This window comes from Streptomyces sp. NPDC058534, from assembly GCF_042717365.1.
Classification (GTDB): Bacteria; Actinomycetota; Actinomycetes; order Streptomycetales; family Streptomycetaceae; genus Streptomyces.
The window spans coordinates 1,788-14,188 of sequence record NZ_JBHXNW010000066.1 but is presented as its reverse complement, the minus strand read 5'-3'; the positions used below and the strand labels follow the sequence as shown (position 1 = coordinate 14,188).

Annotated in this window: 13 protein-coding genes; 5 read left to right on the top strand and 8 right to left on the bottom strand. The window is 72.7% G+C overall.

Annotated elements, in window-relative coordinates; all coding sequences use genetic code 11:
* Positions 1-260 precede the first annotated feature (260 nt).
* The 3 genes from ACFWR9_RS31600 (at position 261) to ACFWR9_RS31590 (ending at position 3,105) form a co-directional block, all read left to right on the top strand.
* Positions 261-1,412 (top strand): cellulose binding domain-containing protein, encoded by a 1,152-nt coding sequence (locus tag ACFWR9_RS31600; RefSeq protein ID WP_383847956.1) that lies wholly within the window; start codon positions 261-263, stop codon positions 1,410-1,412.
* Positions 1,413-1,510: 98 nt separating this feature from the next.
* On the top strand, positions 1,511-2,602 hold the full coding sequence (locus ACFWR9_RS31595; protein WP_383847954.1) for a lytic polysaccharide monooxygenase: 1,092 nt from the start codon (positions 1,511-1,513) through the stop codon (positions 2,600-2,602).
* 113 nt (positions 2,603-2,715) lie between these two features.
* Positions 2,716-3,105: a luciferase family protein gene (locus ACFWR9_RS31590; RefSeq protein ID WP_383847951.1), complete on the top strand. Its 390-nt coding sequence runs from the start codon at positions 2,716-2,718 to the stop codon at positions 3,103-3,105.
* A gap of 50 nt (positions 3,106-3,155) precedes the next feature.
* Here ACFWR9_RS31590 and ACFWR9_RS31585 read toward each other — a convergent pair whose 3' ends face one another.
* Complete coding sequence (locus tag ACFWR9_RS31585) at positions 3,156-4,748, bottom strand: MFS transporter (protein ID WP_383847948.1); 1,593 nt, start codon at positions 4,746-4,748, stop codon at positions 3,156-3,158.
* A 129-nt stretch (positions 4,749-4,877) separates the two neighbouring features.
* The gene (locus tag ACFWR9_RS31580; RefSeq protein ID WP_383847947.1) at positions 4,878-5,351 is read right to left on the bottom strand and encodes a MarR family winged helix-turn-helix transcriptional regulator; all 474 of its coding nucleotides are present in this window, start codon (positions 5,349-5,351) and stop codon (positions 4,878-4,880) included.
* Positions 5,352-5,460: 109 nt separating this feature from the next.
* Between ACFWR9_RS31580 and ACFWR9_RS31575 the strand changes: the two genes are divergently transcribed.
* A complete protein-coding gene (locus ACFWR9_RS31575) occupies positions 5,461-5,829 on the top strand; it encodes a DUF779 domain-containing protein (RefSeq protein WP_383847945.1) in 369 nt (122 codons plus the stop codon).
* 38 nt (positions 5,830-5,867) lie between these two features.
* Here the strand turns inward: ACFWR9_RS31575 and ACFWR9_RS31570 are convergent, their stop codons facing one another.
* The 6 genes from ACFWR9_RS31570 to ACFWR9_RS31545 all read right to left on the bottom strand — a co-directional run bounded on the left by ACFWR9_RS31570 (position 5,868) and on the right by ACFWR9_RS31545 (position 11,233).
* Positions 5,868-6,062: a hypothetical protein gene (locus tag ACFWR9_RS31570; protein ID WP_383847944.1), complete on the bottom strand. Its 195-nt coding sequence runs from the start codon at positions 6,060-6,062 to the stop codon at positions 5,868-5,870.
* Between the two features lie 117 nt (positions 6,063-6,179).
* Positions 6,180-7,043 (bottom strand): phosphatidylinositol-specific phospholipase C/glycerophosphodiester phosphodiesterase family protein, encoded by an 864-nt coding sequence (locus tag ACFWR9_RS31565; protein ID WP_383847941.1) that lies wholly within the window; start codon positions 7,041-7,043, stop codon positions 6,180-6,182.
* A 183-nt stretch (positions 7,044-7,226) separates the two neighbouring features.
* A complete protein-coding gene (locus ACFWR9_RS31560; RefSeq protein ID WP_383847939.1) occupies positions 7,227-8,327 on the bottom strand; it encodes an acyl-CoA dehydrogenase family protein in 1,101 nt (366 codons plus the stop codon).
* Complete coding sequence (locus ACFWR9_RS31555; RefSeq protein ID WP_383847937.1) at positions 8,324-9,541, bottom strand: acyl-CoA dehydrogenase family protein; 1,218 nt, start codon at positions 9,539-9,541, stop codon at positions 8,324-8,326. The genes ACFWR9_RS31560 and ACFWR9_RS31555 overlap by 4 nt, the downstream gene beginning before the upstream one ends.
* Entirely contained in the window at positions 9,538-10,518 is a 981-nt protein-coding gene (locus tag ACFWR9_RS31550) for an NADPH:quinone oxidoreductase family protein (RefSeq protein ID WP_383847935.1), read from the bottom strand. The genes ACFWR9_RS31555 and ACFWR9_RS31550 overlap by 4 nt, the downstream gene beginning before the upstream one ends.
* Positions 10,519-10,657: 139 nt before the next feature.
* Complete coding sequence (locus ACFWR9_RS31545; RefSeq protein ID WP_383847933.1) at positions 10,658-11,233, bottom strand: helix-turn-helix domain-containing protein; 576 nt, start codon at positions 11,231-11,233, stop codon at positions 10,658-10,660.
* A 77-nt stretch (positions 11,234-11,310) separates the two neighbouring features.
* On the opposite strand from ACFWR9_RS31545, the gene ACFWR9_RS31540 reads away from it, so the two are divergent.
* Positions 11,311-12,276, top strand: coding sequence for an NAD(P)/FAD-dependent oxidoreductase (locus ACFWR9_RS31540; RefSeq protein WP_383847931.1), 966 nt, complete (start codon positions 11,311-11,313; stop codon positions 12,274-12,276).
* Positions 12,277-12,401: the final 125 nt, after the last annotated feature.

Here is a 12,401-nt window from a genome sequence, read left to right as displayed (position 1 = left end):
CTCTACGACCGTTCCGTCGCGGCGCCCCGCCCCCCCCCCCCCCCCCCGCCCGCGGGGGCCCCCCCCCCCCCCCCGCCCCCGGCTCCCACCTGGGGCTTCGAGATTCGTTCCACGGCTCCTTGTGCGCACAGTCTTGTCAGGAACATGAACGGCTCCTACAGTCCCCAGTCAACCGGTAGTTGGGAGCGCTCCCATCAGTGGGGAGTTGGGAGCGCTCCCGCTCCGGCCCCTTCCCCCCGCACTCTCCCGGAGAGGCCCCCATGCGAACGCCACAGCCTCAAGTCCGCACCCTACGCGGCCTCTTGTCCGCGCTGATCGCGACTCTCGCGAGCTTCGCGGCCGTCGCGTCGCTCATCACCGCGGCGGCACCGGCCCAGGCGGACACCACGATCTGCGAACCCTTCGGAACGACGACGATCCAGGGACGGTACGTCGTCCAGAACAACCGCTGGGGTTCCAGCGCCACCCAGTGCATCACCTCGACCGACAGCGGCTTCCGGGTCACCCAGGCCGACGGCTCGGTGCCGACCAACGGGGCACCGAAGTCGTACCCGTCGGTCTTCAACGGCTGTCACTACACCACCTGTTCGCCGGGCACCAGTCTGCCCGCGCGGCTGAACACCGTCTCCAGCGCGCCGTCCAGCATCTCGTACGGCTTCGCCGGCGACGCCGTCTACAACGCCTCCTACGACATCTGGCTGGACCCGACTCCCCGGACCGACGGCGTCAACCAGACCGAGATCATGATCTGGTTCAACCGAGTCGGCCCGATCCAGCCCATCGGCTCCCCGGTCGGCACGGCCACCGTGGGCGGCCGGACCTGGGAGGTGTGGAGCGGCAGCAACGGCTCCAACGACGTGCTGTCCTTCGTGGCCCCGTCGGCGATCAGCAGCTGGAGCTTCGACGTCATGGACTTCGTCCGGGCGACCGTCGCGCGCGGCCTCGCCGAGAACGACTGGTACCTGACCAGCGTTCAGGCGGGCTTCGAACCCTGGCAGAACGGCGCGGGACTGGCCGTGAACTCCTTCTCCTCCACCGTGCAGACCGGCACCGGACCCGGCCCGGACCCCGACCCCGGCGAGCCGGGCGAGGCAGAGGCGTGCGAGGTGTCGTACGGCACGAACGTCTGGCAGAACGGGTTCACCGCGGACGTCACCGTCACCAACACCGGTACGGCGCCCGTCGACGGCTGGCGGCTCGCCTTCACCCTGCCCTCGGGCCAGCGGATCACCAACGCCTGGAACGCCTCGGTCGCCCCGTCCGCGGGCGCGGTCACGGCCACCGGCGTGGCGCACAACGCCCGGATCGCTCCCGGCGGCAGCCTGTCGTTCGGCTTCCAGGGCGCGCACGGCGGGACGTTCGCAGAGCCGGACGGTTTCCGCCTGAACGACGCCGCCTGCACCACGGCGTAAGCACTCCCCCGCCCGTCCGGTCGAAGCCCCGCCCCCGGACGGGCGGGGGCTCCACCTCCTCCACACCCCTCTTCCCACCGGCGGAATCAGGAGACCCCATGGCTCGACGCAGCAGACTCCTCTCACTCGCGGCGGTGCTGGCCACCCTGCTCAGTGCGCTCGGCGTGACCCTCCTGCTCGGGCAGGGGCGGGCCGAGGCGCACGGCGTGGCGATGATGCCCGGCTCCCGCACCTACCTCTGCCAACTGGACGCCAAGACCGACACCGGCGCCCTCGACCCGACGAACCCGGCCTGCCGGGCCGCCCTCGACGAGAGCGGCGGGACGGCGCTGTACAACTGGTTCGCCGTGCTCGACTCCAACGCGGGCGGACGAGGCGCGGGTTACGTGCCGGACGGCACCCTGTGCAGCGCCGGCGACCGTTCCCCGTACGACTTCGCCGCCTACAACGCGGCCCGCGCGGACTGGCCCCGGACGCACCTGACGTCCGGTTCCACCATCAAGGTGCAGTACAGCAACTGGGCGGCCCACCCCGGTGACTTCCGGGTCTATCTGACCAAGCCGGGCTGGTCGCCCACGTCCGAGCTGGGCTGGGACGACCTGGAGCTGATCGAGACGGTGACCGACCCGCCGCAGCAGGGCTCGCCGGGTACCGACGGGGGCCACTACTTCTGGGATCTCGCGCTGCCCTCGGGCCGCTCGGGCGACGCGCTGATCTTCATGCAGTGGGTGCGTTCGGACAGCCAGGAGAACTTCTTCTCCTGCTCGGACGTCGTCTTCGACGGCGGCAACGGCGAGGTCACCGGCATCCGCGGTTCGGGAAGCACTCCGGGCCCGGACCCGACGCCCACGCCGACCCCGACGGCACCACCCACGCACTCCGGTTCCTGCATGGCCGTCTACTCCGTGGAGAACTCCTGGAGCGGTGGCTTCCAGGGCTCGGTGGAGGTGATGAACCACAGCAGCGAGCCCCTCAACGGCTGGGCGGTGCAGTGGCGGCCGGGCGGCGGGACCACGCTGGGCGGGGTGTGGAACGGTTCGGTGTCCAGCGGTGGCGACGGCACGGTGACGGTCCGGAACGTGGACCACAACCGCGTCATACCACCCGACTCCAGCGTCACCTTCGGCTTCACCGCGACGTCCACGGGCAACGACTTCCCCGCGGGGACGATCGGCTGCGTCGCGTCCTGACCCTTTCGAGTGAGGTCGGCGGTGCCCCCGCCCCGGGCCCCGCCGACCTCACGTACCGGTTACAAATCGCTCAACCTCTGGTTGCGAAGCGGTGATCGGGCGACGATGGGGGCATGACTCCGGCCCAGCACGCCTTTGAGCGGCTGCAAGCCTGGCCCGACCTCACCGCGGGTTCGGCCAGTTGTGGAACAGGACGGGCACTGTGCTCCGTCCGCGACGAGATCGTCCACTTCCATTCGGACCGGGACGTGGACCTCCACCTCACCCACCGGGCCATCCAGCGCTTCCAGTACGACCTCAGCGGCTCCAGCGCCATCCGCCTGGTCGCAGGCTCACGCTGGGTGACGGTGCACCTGGACTGCGACGCCGACGTCGACCTGTTGCTGAGCCTGGTGAGCATCGCCCTCAAGGCCCATCAGTCCCGGCCGGCCGGCGACCCGCCCTCGGGGTGCAACTTCCGCCGGGTCACGGTGCTGCCCCGCACGGTGGCCGGCGAGGTCTGACGGAGGCCGACGGCGGTGCGCCCAGCTAGGGGCACCGCCGTGACCCGGTGTCAGTGGTCCGCCGGGCCCTCCGGGGCGCGCCGGATACCGGCCGCGGCGAGGGCCGCGCCGAACAGGCAGAGGACGCCGGTGACGACCACGGCCAGGTGGACTCCGTTCATGAACGCCTGCCCGCTGCCCTCCACCACGGCGGCCCGCAGCCCGGCCGGCAGATCACCGGAGACGGGTGCCACGCCCATCGCCACGGCGTCCTCGGCCTCCCGCAACCCGTGGGCCATGGCGGACGGCACACCCGCGCCGGTCAGCTCGCCGGTGAGCGTGGAGCCGACCCGGGCGCTGATCAGCGAGACCAGGACGGACGTACCGAGCGCCCCGCCGATCTGCAGGGTGGTCGCCTGGAGACCGCCGGCCACCCCGGCGTACCGGACGGGGGCGTTGCCCACGATGGCGTCCGAGGAGGCGGACATCACCATGCCGACGCCGAGGCCGAGGGCGATGAACGGCGGCCACATCGTGGCGTAGGAGGAGTCGGTCTGCCAGGTGAGCATGCCGAAGCAGGATGCCGCCTGGAGCAGCATGCCCACCGGCATGGTCAGCCGCGGTCCGAAGCGCTGGGTCAGGGCCGCGCCCAGCGGCGAGGCGACCAGCGAGGCGAGACTGAGCGGGAGCGTGCGCACGCCCGCCTGGACCGGGGTGAAGCCGCGCACGTTCTGGAGGTACAGCATCACGAAGAAGATCACTCCCAGCATGACGAAGAAGTTCAGCGCGGTGATGACCGCGCCGATCGTCAGTGCCCGGCTGCGGAACAGGCTCATCGGCAGCAACGGGTGCGCGGTCCGGGTCTCGTGCCGGCCGAACACGAGCAGCAGGACGAGGCCCGCCCCGACGGCGCCCAGGGTCCCGGCGGAGGTCCAGCCCCAGGTCTCGCCCTTGACGACACCGAAGACCACGGCCAGCAGACCGAGGGCGAGCAGGACGAGGCCGGGAAGGTCGAAGCGCTCCCGGCCCGCGGCGCCACGGCTCTCCGGGAGGACGAGGACTCCGAAGACGATGGCGGCGACGCCGATGGGGGCGTTGATGTAGAAGACGGACTCCCAGTCGACGTGTTCCACGAGGAGTCCGCCGACGATGGGTCCGAGGGCGGTCGCCACGGCGGAGACCATGGCCCAGATGCCCACGGCCATGCCGAACTTCTTCGGCGGGAACACGGAGCGCAGCAGGCCGAGGGTGTTGGGCATCAGCAGTCCGCCGAAGGCGCCCTGGAGCGCGCGGAAGGCGACCACGCCCTCGACCGAGCCGGCCAGGCCGATGGCGACGGAGGCGAGGGTGAAGCCGGCGACGCCGACAAGGTAGTAGGTGCGCCGTCCGAACCGGTCGCCGAGCTTGCCGCCCAGGATGAGGGTGGCGGCCAGCGCGAGCAGGTAGGCGTTGGTGACCCACTGGAGTTGGGCGGTCGACGCGTGCAGGTCGCTGCCGATCGCGGGGTTGGCGATGGCGACGACGGAGCCGTCGAGCTGGACCATGAAGAGTCCGAACGCGACGGCGAGCAGGGTCAGCCACGGGTTGGACCGCCGACGGCCGGCCGACGGTGGGGCGGTCTCGGCCGCGGGCGCGGTGGGGTCAGCCACGGACGTGGAGGGCATGAACGGGCCTTCGCTTCCAGGTTCAAGGGGGTGGTGCGCGGAGACATGGCGGTCCGCGGGAGCACGGCGGACCGGCCGCGGGCACGACGGTGCGCCTGCGGCCGGCGAGAACGCCCGGGTTCCGCCCGGTCAGCGGGCGGCGGGGTGGAGGTGGCGCGCCAACGCGTCGAGCGCGTCCAGGGCGGAGCCGAGGGCGCCCTGCTGTCCCTCGGTGAGGGAGGTCAGGGCGTGGCGGATGAACGCGGTCTCCAGTTCCCGCACCTCGGACACCCGCTCACGGGCCATGGCCGTGAGGTGGAGGTGGGCGACCCGCTTGTCCGCACTGTCCTGCCGGCGCTCCAGATCACCCTGCTCGGTGAGCTGGGAGACCAGGGCGCTGACGTTGTTCGGCTTCATCAGCAGGGCCTCGGCGGCCTCGCGCACGGTGGCGCCCTCACGCTGTGCGACGAAGCGCAGCAGGGCGAGCTGCCCCTCCGGGGGCTTGGGGTGCGGGTACGCGGCGGCGACCTGCCGGTCCAGCGCCCGGTGCAGCGCGGGAAGGCACGCCGCGAGCCCGGAGGCCACGCGGTCGATGTCCCGGCTAGGGGTGCTGGAGGCGGTCACCCGCGGATAATAGGTATGCCTAGATAGGTATGTCAAAGGACCAAAATCCAGCACGACGGCACCACCCGCGCAACGCACTCGCAACCTTCCCCGTGCTGGGATGCGCCCCATGGGCGACACATACGAGGAGATCCCCCGCGTCGAGCTGACCCCCGAGGCCGCCGTTCTGCTGCGGCGGCTCCGCGGGGCGCACGGCCCGCTGATGTTCCACCAGTCCGGCGGCTGCTGCGACGGCAGCGCCCCCATGTGCTATCCGGCCGGCGAATTCCGTACCGGCGGTTCGGACGTCCTGCTCGGCGAGCTGGTCGTGGACGGCGTCGGGGAGCCGGTGGAGTTCTGGATGTCGCGCAGTCAGTACGAGGTGTGGAGTCACACCCGGTTGACCGTGGACGTCGTCGCGGGCCGCGGCAGCGGCTTCTCCCTGGAGGCGCCCGAGGGGGTGCGCTTCCTCATCCGCTCACGAGTCGTGGGCGGATAGCCCGCCCGCGGCCCGGTCTACGGTCAACGGTCAACGGTCTACGGTCTGAGGCTGCTCACGATGTCCGCCGTCGCGGTCAGACCGCTGTTGATGGTCGGGGCGATGCTCGTGCTCGCCAGGTAGAAGCCGAGCAGCAGACACACCAGCGCGTGCGAGATCTTCAGCCCGCCGTTGCGCAGGAAGAGCACCGCGAGGACGAACAGCAACAGCACCACAGAGATGGAAACGGCCATCGTCAACCTCCTCCGCCACGTCCACTTCGCGGCGTTCGGCCGCAAGTGTGGCGTAGCGGAGGGTTCGTCCGTGCGACTGACCTGTCCTCCGAACGAGTGGTGTTCCCGCCGGTGTTCCTACGCGTCCCGGTGGGCGTCGAGGAACGCCTCCAGGCCGGCGAGGTCGTCCGTGTTGAGGTGGTCGACACCGGCGGCGAGCAGTTCGGTCCACACGGCGTCCCGCGCGGGTCCCGCGACGTCGGGCGTGGCCCAGAACCGCACCCGCTGCCCGCGGGCGTGCGCCGCGCCGACGATGCCCCGCAGCCTGCGCCGTTCGGTGGAGGGGAAGGCGCCCACGCCCTGCCAGGTGAAGTTGAGCGTCCAGTTGTCGCTGATCAGCGGGACGAAGGAGGCGGGGGCGGTGCTGCCGAGGTCGGTGAGGCGGCCGTCGTAGAAGGCGCGGCGCGTGCGCTGGGCCTCCATGGGGGCGCGGGCCGCCCGGTCGCCGGAGACCACCGCGGTGACCGCGCCGGGGAGGACCCGTCCGTGGGCGCAGGCGGTGAACAGGTGCCGGTGGCGGCGCAGCTGCCGGTCGAGTTCGAGGTACGTCGACGCCCCCTCGGTCTTGATGTCGATGAGGAGTTGCAGGGCGCGGCGGTCCCGCCGGTAGACCCTGCCGTGGTTCGCGCGGACCCGGGCGGCGAGGGGGTCGAGGTAGAGGGATTCCAGGGTGCGGGCCGGGTCGAGGTCCTCGGGGTCGTGGGCGACGAGGAGTTGACCGTCGACCAGGTAGATGTCGGCCTCGACGCTGCCGAAGCGGTGGTCGAGCGCGTCGAGGAGCGGGCGGGGGTGCTCGTAGTCGTTGTGGGCGTGCGCGCGCCACAACGGGCGTGGCCCGCGCCCGCCTTCACTCGCCAGCGCGTTGCCTGCGGGCAGGGCGACCGCGCCCGCGAGGGCGGCGCCGAGGGTGGTGAGGGCTCTGCGTCGGGTGGTGAGGGCCATGCTCTGCCTCCCTGAATGTGCCGTACGGGACGCCTGTGAGTATGCGGTCCCGGTGCCCTCAGGGAGCAGAGTCGTGCGGGGAGTTGGCCGGACCGCCCTCGGTCGTTCACCTCGACGGAGCCGGTCGCACGGAAAGTGCCCGCCCCCGGAGGGACGGGCACCGCGCGGACGGGCGGAGGGCCGTCAGGGGGCTCGCAGGTCGACCAGTTCGGCCAGCGCCGCCCGGTGGGTGCCCGCCGCGCCGTAGGCGATCGAGTCGGCCTTGGCCCGCTTCAGGTACAGGTGGACCGGGTGCTCCCAGGTCATGCCGATGCCGCCGTGCAGTTGCAGCGCCTCCTCGGCGGCGTGGACGGCCACCTGGGCCGCGTACGCCTGGGCCACGGCGACGGCCACGGCGACGGCCACGTCGGTGTCCTCGCCGGTGGCCAGGGCGTCGGCCGCGTTGCGGGCCGCGGCGCGCAGCCCGGCCACCTCCAGCCACAGCCCGGCGAGCCGGTGCTTGAGCGCCTGGAAGCCGCCGACCTGGCGGTTGAACTGCTTGCGTTCCTTCAGGTAGCGGACGGTCTCGGTGAGCAGCCAGTCGGCCAGGCCCAGTTGCTCCGAGGCGAGCAGCCCGGCACCGGCCCGCAGGGCGCGCCGCACAGCGGGTCCGGACTCACCGAGCCGGCGCCCGGGGGCGCCTTCGAGGGTGATGCGGGCGAGGGGCCGGGTGAGGTCCAGGGACGTCTGCGGGGTGACGGTGACGTCGGCGGCACGGACCGCGTACAGTCCCCCGTCGTCCGCGGGCACCAGCAGCACGTCGGCCACGGCCGCGTCGGCGATGCCGGTCAGTTCCCCGTGCAGGGTGCCCTCTTCGAGCCGCACGTGCGGGACCGGGCCGCCCGGTGCGACGTGGAGTCCGACGGCGAGTGCGGCGACGGAGGTCGCGGACGCCAGCTCGGTGAGCAGGTCGTCGGCCGCGCAGGCCAGCAGCGCCTCGGTGGCGACGACGGCGCTCGTCAGGTACGGCACCGGCGCGACCGCGCGTCCCAACTCCTCCAGCACCACAGCGGTTTCCCGGTGGGTGGCGCCCTGGCCGCCCAGTTCCTCCGGGACCAGCAGGCCGGCGAGGCCCATCGAACCGGCGAGCGACTTCCACAGCGACACGTCGTGCGGGCCGGCCGACTCGGTGCGGGCGATGACGCCCGCCGGGTCGCAGTGGTCGGTGAGCAGGTCCCGGACGGCGGCGCGCAGCGCCTCTTCCTCCTCCGAGTAGAGCAGAGCGGGTTCCGGCTGTGCGCTCATCGGGCGAGGTCCTTCCATGCGACGTCCTTGTCGGTGCGCGGCTCGGCGGGCAGGCCCAGGACGCGTTCGGCGACGATGTTGAGCAGGACCTCGCTGGTCCCGCCCTCGATGCTGTTGCCCTTGGAGCGCAGGTAGCGGTACCCGGCGTCGCGGCCGGTGAAGTCCACCAGCTCGGGGCGGCGCATCGTCCAGTCGTCGTACAGCAGGCCCTCCTCGCCGAGGAGTTCGACCTCCAGGCCGCTGATCTCCTGGTTGAGCCGGGCGAAGTTCAGCTTCATGCCGGCCCCCTCGGGGCCGGGCTGGCCGGCCACCAGCTGCTGGCGCAGCCGTACGCCGGTGAGCCGCGCGACCTCGGCCTCGACCCACAGGCCGAGCAGCCGCTGGTGCAGGTCGTGGGTGCGCAGGTCCGGGCGTTCCCGCCAGGTCCCGGCGATCTTGCCGATCATGCCGCCCTCGCGGGGGATCGGGGTACCGCCGATGGCGACGCGCTCGTTGTTCAGCGTGGTCTGCGCGACCCGCCAGCCGTCGCCGGTCTCACCGAGGCGCCGGGAGTCGGGGATGCGGACGCCGGTGAGGAACACCTCGTTGAACTCGGCCTCGCCGGTGATCTGGCGCAGCGGCCGGACCTCGACCCCGGGGTCGGTCATGTCGCAGACGAAGTAGGTGATGCCCCGGTGCTTGGGCAGGTCCGGGTCGGTGCGGGCGATGAGGATGGCCCAGCGGGCGAGGTGCGCGCTGGAGGTCCACACCTTCTGCCCGTCGACGACCCAGTCTCCCCCGCTCTCGGCTTCGCTCGAGCGGGAGGGGCCCCCATCCTCGCGGACGGCCCGGGTGCCGAGGGCCGCGAGGTCGGAACCGGCGCCCGGTTCGCTGAACAGCTGGCACCACACCTCCTCGCCGGTCCACAGCGGGCGCAGCAGCCGGCGCTTCTGCTCCTCGGTGCCGTACTGGAGGATCGTCGGGGCGGCCATGCCGAGGCCGATGCCGATCCGCCGGGGGTCGTTGTCGGGGGCGCCCGCCGCCGCCAGCTCGGCGTCCACGACGGCCTGGAGGGAGCGGGGGACGCCGAGTCCGCCGAGGCCCTGCGGGTAGTGCACCCAGGCGAGCCCCGCGTCGAAGCGGGCCCTCAGGAAGTCCAGGCGGTCCGTGGTCGCCGGCGGATGTGCGGCCAGCAACTCCTTGGTGCGGGTGCGCAGTTCGGTGGCGTCGGTCATGCGGCGGCTCCCTTCTCCAGCGTTTCGGGTACGACGGCCACCCGGCCGGTCGTCCTGCCGTCGGCGACGCGCTGCACGGCGTCCGCCGCCCCGCCGAGCGGCACCCGCTCGCTCACCAGCGGCTTGATCGCGCCCCGCGCGGCCAGGTCGGTGAGCTGTTCGTGGCAGTGCAGGACCAGCTTCGGATCCTTGGTGTTGTAGAGGCCCCAGTGCAGGCCGAGGATCGCGTAGTTCTTCACCAGGGCGTGGTTGAGCGCGGGGCTGGGGATGGTGCCGCTCGCGAAGCCGACGACGACGATCCGGCCCTCGAAGGCGACGGTCTTGGCGGACTGGGTGTAGGCCTGGCCGCCCACCGGGTCGTAGATCACGTCCGCGCCCCGGCCGCCGGTGGCCTCCTTCACGGCGGCGACGACGTCCTCGCCGTGCCGGTCGACGACCACGTCGCAGCCCAGCTCCCGGGCGACGGCCGCCTTCTCGGGTCCGCCGACGACACCGATGACGGTGGCGCCGGCGGCCTTGCCGAGCTGTACGGCCGCGCTGCCGACCCCTCCGGCGGCAGCGTGGACGAGCAGCGTCTCGCCGGCCTCCAGCCGGGCCCGGCGATGCAGGCCGAACCAGCCGGTCTGGTAGCCGATGTGCAGGGCCGCGGCCTCGGCGTCGTCCAGCGCGTCCGGCGCGGGGAGCAGGGCACGGGCGTCCGCGAGGGCGTACTCGGCGAAGCCGCCGTGCGGCAGCGCGGGGTTGGCGATGACGCGGCGCCCGTCCTCGGTCTCGCCGCAGATCTCCACGCCCGGTGTGAACGGCAGCGGCGGCCTGATCTGGTACTGGCCCCGGCAGAGCAGGGCGTCCGGGAAGTTGATGTTGGCGGCGCGGACCCTCAGCAGGACCTGGCCGTCGCCGGGCGTGGGCGGCTCCACGTCCGCGAGGCGCATCACCTCGCCCGGCTCGCCGTTCTCGTGCACCTGCCATGCCTGCATGCGGGGCCTCCACCGACTGTGTCGTCCGACCGGGTCACTCGCATACTAAGCGGTCGCTTGCCGATCGGGGAACAGCTCGCACGCGGTCGTACGTCACGTGCCGCCGTCGTGTACCCGCAATCCCCTTCCGCGCGAGCCGTCACCCGCGGGCGGCGGGCCGCGCCCGTACGTGCATCCGCTCCCCCTGCGGGCCGAAGAGGCTGAGGAACTCGGCCGGCCCCTCCCCCGTCGACCCGAACCAGTGCGGCACCCGGGTGTCGAACTCTGCGGCCTCCCCCGCCGACAGCACCACGTCGTGGTCCCCGAGCACGAGCCGCAGCCGGCCCGAGAGGACGTAGAGCCACTCGTATCCCTCGTGGGTGCGCGGGTCCGGTTCCTCCTTGCGCGCGGGTTCCAGCACCTTGAACGCCTGGAGCCCGCCCGGCTGGCGGGTGAGCGGCCAGTGCGTGCGGCCGTGGCGCACGATCGGCTCGGACCGCACCCGGGGGTCGCCGACCGGCGGGGCGCCGACCAGTTCGTCCAGCGGCACCTGGTGGGCCTGGGCGATCGGCAGCAGCAGTTCGAGGCTGGGCTTGCGCAGGCCCGACTCCAGCCGCGACAGGGTGCTGACGGAGATGCCGGTGGTCTCGGACAGGGCCGCCAGGGTCACCTCGCGCTCCTTGCGGACCTGGCGGAGCCGGGGGCCGACACCGGCCAGGACGTCGTCTGCAGTCATGTGAGTATTGCAGAATCAGCAACAAGATTTGTCAATACAGGGGTGGTGGAGCGACCTTCTCAGTGGAGGTGGTCACCATGACCCAGAACGTCACCCCTACCCAGCGCACGGACCTGACCGGGACGTACGACGTGGTGGTCGTGGGCGGCGGTGCCGCCGGGCTGTCCGCCGCACTCGTCCTGGGCCGGTCACGGCTGCGCACGCTGGTCGTCGACGCCGGAGAGCCCCGCAACACGCCCTCGGACCACATGCAGGGCTACCTGACGCGGGACGGCATGTCGCCCGCCGAGTTCCTGGCGCTCGGCCGGGAGGAGATCGCGCGCTACGGCGTGGAACTGGTCCGCGACCGGGCGGTCGACGTGTCCCGGGACGGGGACTTCGCCGTGCGGCTGGCCGGCGGGGGCACCGTGCGGGCCCGCCGGCTGATCGTCACCACCGGGCTCAGGGACGAGCTGCCGGCCGTGCCGGGGGTCGCCGAGCGGTTCGGCCGGGACGTGCTGCACTGCCCGTTCTGCCACGGCTGGGAGGTGCGCGACGGGCACTTCGGCGTGCTCGCCACCAGCCCGCTCAGTGTGCACCAGGCGCTGATGGTGTCCGGCTGGTCGGACGACGTGACGCTCTTCCTGCACACGGTCGCCGAGGAGGAGCTGACCGACGACGACCTGCGCCGCCTCGCCGCGGCCGGGGTCAAGGTGGTCCCCGGCGAGGTCGCCGCCCTGCGCGTCGAGGACGACCGGCTGACCGGCGTCCGGCTGGCGGACGGCTCGGCACACGACCGCTCGGTCGTGTTCGTCGCCCCGCGGGCGGTACCGCGGACCGGCCTGATGGAGCGGCTGGGCGCGGACCTCCAGGAGACCCCGTTCGGCGCGTACCCGGTGGTGGACCCGACCGGCCGCACCTCCGTCCCGGGCGTGTGGACGGCCGGCAACACGATGGGCTTCGGCGAGCAGGTCGTCCACGCGGCCAGCGGCGGCTACCGCGCGGCGGCCGCGATCGTCGGCGACCTGATCATGTCAAACCTGGACGCGACCCTGGCGGGGTGAGGGGGCGTACGGGGAGGCGTACGCCGGGAGCCGCCGGCCGCGGCGGGTCTGGGCGGGGCTGGGCCACCCCGGACCACGCCCAAGCCGGCACGGCTGCCCCCGACGCCAGGCCGCCCGCAGCCGGA